Origin of the sequence: Streptomyces sp. NPDC127106 (genome assembly GCF_042677605.1) — a bacterium.
Lineage (GTDB): Bacteria > Actinomycetota > Actinomycetes > Streptomycetales > Streptomycetaceae > Streptomyces.
Window position 1 is genome coordinate 1 of record NZ_JBHXTC010000123.1, and the last position, 3,807, is coordinate 3,807.

Here is a 3,807-nt window from a genome sequence, read left to right on the forward strand (position 1 = left end):
CAACACGATGCGCCGTCTCTCCCACCAGACAGCCGGAACCATGCCTGACCAGTGGAAATTCAATGACTACGTTCGGAAAGCGGAAGCCTTCTGAGTCGCGGTGTCACACACGGTCAGCGGCAGGGTGGGTTCCACCGGAAACTGGTGACAGTTGAATACGCGAGCTCACCAGCATTACACCCGGTCCCCTGCGGGAACTGCGGGGCGTCACCAACGATGAGTCCCCGCCGACCAATCCGCCCACAGCACGAGGAACACGACACTGGGCTTGATCCGCTTTGACGGACATTCGAGATCAGGGGTTCGTCCCCGGGAGGATGTCCGTCAAAGCGGATCAAGCCCACATACGGTGAGCCCGCCGGGCCCAGCCCGTTGAAGTAAGTGGGCACGGGCAGTACGCCCATGCCGTTTAGGTACGGGCGTCCCCGTACTCTGGTCAGCTTTCCAGAAGCCCCACCTCGCTGTCGGGAGGGCACAGCGGGCACGCGATCACCGACGGCAACGTGCTCCTCCAGCACTGTCTCGCGTGTGGCGCGGCATCTCCGCCTGGATGTGACGGCTGGGATGCGCCCCTGTTCGAGGCAAGTTCCCGCAGAGCGGCGGGATGAGCTGCTCAGGGCATCTGCCCCGGCTGATTCTGTAGGAATGTGCCTGCGGGTCTCACCAGTGGAGCTCGTTGGAGGGCAGCGGTTCGTGTCCGGCGGCTCCTGTGCTCGGCGATGCCGTGATCTGCCGGATCGCTCGCGAGCAGGAGTGCGGCGAGGCGTTGGATCTCGCGGTCCAGGGAGACGGCGAGGCGTCGGTGTTCCCGGGCGCGGATGGCGGCGAGCGTGTGTGTGGTGGTTTCCAGCTGGGCGGCGAGGAAGCTTGTTGGCCATCCTCGTTCGGCGAGGTCCTGCAGGTATGTGGCGGCTCTGTCGGCACCAACTAGTCCAGGCAGGAGGCGATCCCGTCTGAAGACGCTGGTCAGGGGGATGCCGAGGATGGCTTCCGAGGTGGCCCGGTGGATGACGGCGGGCCGTTGCCCGGTCGGGCGGAGCAGGCGCCGGACGAGAGTGACAGCGACTCCGGAGATTTCAGCGATATCCGCGGCCGACAGGCCCGTCTCCTGCAACTGGCAGGCACGGGAAGCGGCATCGGTCGAGGACACCCGGGCGGGTCGACCGGCCTTCAGCTCCCTGGTACGCCGGGCACGGGCCCGGCGGGCCGCAGCTGTGCACTCGGGCCGCATACAACCGTAGTCGGCGCAGGAGGGGCTGCCGTGCCTGACGCGCGATCGAATCGGCTGCTTGCGGCCCTTGCCTGCGGAAACACGGGGCGTTGCAGGCGCCGGGAGAGATGTTGAATTCATACCAGAGTGATTCTGCCCGCTCACCGCCCCGTCGTCGCCTGTCAGGCCGTCCTCTCAACGGAGATCTGGGTCGCGGGGCGCTGACCCCTACTCACTCGCCTGGGCTGTGAGGAGCACGGGTGCCCCGACCCGTCGCGGTCAGCGTCGTCTGTCCGGCCGGCCGAACGGTCACCTTCGCCGGAGAGGCGGAACAGGAGCCGGCGGCCCGACGGGGATCGGCGGGTCAGGCACGTCTGGGGGCTCGGCCGGTCCCTGGGCCAGGATGGTGATGTGGGGGATGTAGCGGGCGCAGGCTTGGCAGACTTCGGCGAGGGTCCAGACCTGGCCGACGGCCGGGTGGTGGACGAGTTCCAGCAGGCTGGTGCCGGCGCAGTGGACGCGGGTTTCGTGGAGGGCGCACCCTGCGCTGCCGCAGCTGCAGGCGGCGTTGGGGCGGGCGCCGGCGAGGCGTCCGTGGGCTTTGGCGTGTTCCGCGGCGAAGCGGGGCATGCTCGCGGTGTCCTTCGAGCGGGGCGGCATCCGGCACGCGGCGGTGCTGCAGGTGACGGACACGGTGTGATCGGGGTGGCCGGTGAGGCGGACCGTCGAGGTCCGTCCCGGCACGCGTCCTCCAGGCATCAGGGTCAAGTCGGGTCCCGTCGTCGTGCTGGTACTGGCTGGCGTTCCTGCTGGCCCATGAGAGAGCCGGGTGCGCCGTGTCGCGGGGAACAGCCTGTCGGCGGCGCACGGGGCTCAGAGCGCGCGCAGGACGGCGACCACCTTGCCGAGAATAATGGCGTCAATTCCCCGGCATGACGGCTCGAGTCGGCCCCGTGCTGGCATGGCCCGTCTTTTGTCGGAGCAAGCGAAAGCCTCTGCTGCACCAGTGGGGCCGACTCGAGCCGCCCGGGCGGGGGTGTGCGGGAGTTCAGGGTCAGACCGCCGCGGTGGCCCTGCGGGGTGGCGGTGTTTCAGCGCCGGGCTGCCATGGCTGCTGCGGCCGCGGCTAGTACTGCAACGACACTCCGTGACGCGGTGTGCCCGGGATCGTTGATCGTTGCGTGCCTGAAGAGATAGCTGACGGTTGGTCAGTTGCATTCGATGACTTCGTGGTGCGGTTCGCGGGCCGCTTCGGCCGGGTGGAACCGCGGCGGCGGATGGTCTCCTACCTGCGGGGACTGCTCAGCGAGACGGAACGTAAGAACGGCTGGACTCTGGCTGAGGCCGCCGGGGACGGCGGCCCTCAGGGGATGCAGCGGTTGTTGAACCACTACCTGTGGGACAGCGACGCTCTGCGTGACGACGTCCGCGACGCGGTGGTGGAGCATATCGGAGATCCGGAACGGGGAATTCTGATCCTCGACGAGACGGGATTCCTGAAGAAGGGGGTCCGGTCGGCGGGTGTGGCCCGGCAGTATTCGGGAACGGCCGGCCGGATCGAGAATTCCCAGATCGGGGTGTTCCTGGCGTACGGGTCCGACCGGGGGCGGGCGCTGATCGACTGCGAGTTATATCTCCCAAAGGATTGGACTTCGGACCGCGAGCGGTGCCGGGCGGCCGGTATCGGCGACGATGTCGAGTTCGCCACCAAACCGGAGTTGGGTCTGCGCATGCTGAAGCGTGCCATGGAATCCGATATCCCCTTTGGGTGGGTAACCGCCGATGAGGTCTACGGTCAGGCAGGGCGGATCCGATTGTGGCTGGAAGAACGCGACATCCCTCACGTTCTCGCCGTCCCTAAATCGCAGATGGTCATGACCATGGAGTTTTTCGGCCAGGCCCGCGCGCACAAGCTGATCGGCGAGCTCCCCGACGACGCGTGGACCCGTCTGAGCTGTGGCAATGGTGCTCGCGGTCCGCGTGAGTACGACTGGTCCGCAGCGGCGATCCGGCCCTGGCGGCAGGCTGGCTGGGATCACTGGTTGCTGGCACGGCGCAGCCTCAGCGATCCCACGGACATCGCTTACTACATTTGCTTCTGCCCGGCCGGTACTCCGCTGGAGGAACTTGCGAGGATCGCGGGGGCCCGGTGGATGGTCGAGGAATGTTTCCAGACCGCCAAGAACGAGACCGGACTCGATCACTACCAAGTCCGCGGCTACACCGCGTGGTATCGGCACATGACCCTCTCCATGGCCGCCCTCGCCTTCCTCGCCATCCTGCGAGCGGAGGCAAAAAAGGGGATCCGGAAACCGATAGCGATCGGTCCCTCATACCCGTGACTATGAACGAGGCTCGGCGGCTCTTCAACCGCATCTCCTCGCCCATCCGTCACACCGTCCAGCACATCATCGCCTGGTCGCTATGGCGCAGAAGAAGCCAGGCCCGAGCCCGCATCAGCCACTACAAAAGCAGAGGACATCACGGAGTGTCGTTGCAGTACTAGGTAGTGTCTGGAGTCCAGATCACGAGTTCGGTAGATCGCCTGCGCGATGAGGTCCGGCCTTGATAAGCCGTCAGTCATGGCACGAGGCGAT

The 3,807-nt window shown here is 66.6% G+C and carries 3 protein-coding genes; 1 reads left to right on the plus strand and 2 read right to left on the minus strand.

The annotated features are described in order from the left end of the window. Positions 1-613: 613 nt before the first annotated feature. Together ACFVGY_RS37655 and ACFVGY_RS37660 are read right to left on the minus strand one after the other, a co-directional pair. Positions 614-1,150 carry a hypothetical protein gene (locus tag ACFVGY_RS37655; RefSeq protein ID WP_385687072.1) on the minus strand — a complete coding sequence of 179 codons (537 nt, stop codon included), beginning with the start codon at positions 1,148-1,150 and terminating at the stop codon, positions 614-616. A 369-nt stretch (positions 1,151-1,519) separates the two neighbouring features. After that, a complete protein-coding gene (locus ACFVGY_RS37660; protein WP_385687075.1) occupies positions 1,520-1,954 on the minus strand; it encodes a hypothetical protein in 435 nt (144 codons plus the stop codon). A gap of 437 nt (positions 1,955-2,391) precedes the next feature. Here ACFVGY_RS37660 and ACFVGY_RS37665 point away from each other — a divergent pair, with 437 nt between their 5' ends. Then, positions 2,392-3,552, plus strand: a complete 1,161-nt coding sequence (locus ACFVGY_RS37665) for an IS701 family transposase (RefSeq protein WP_385687078.1) — start codon at positions 2,392-2,394, stop codon at positions 3,550-3,552. The last annotated feature ends 255 nt before the right edge of the window (positions 3,553-3,807 follow it).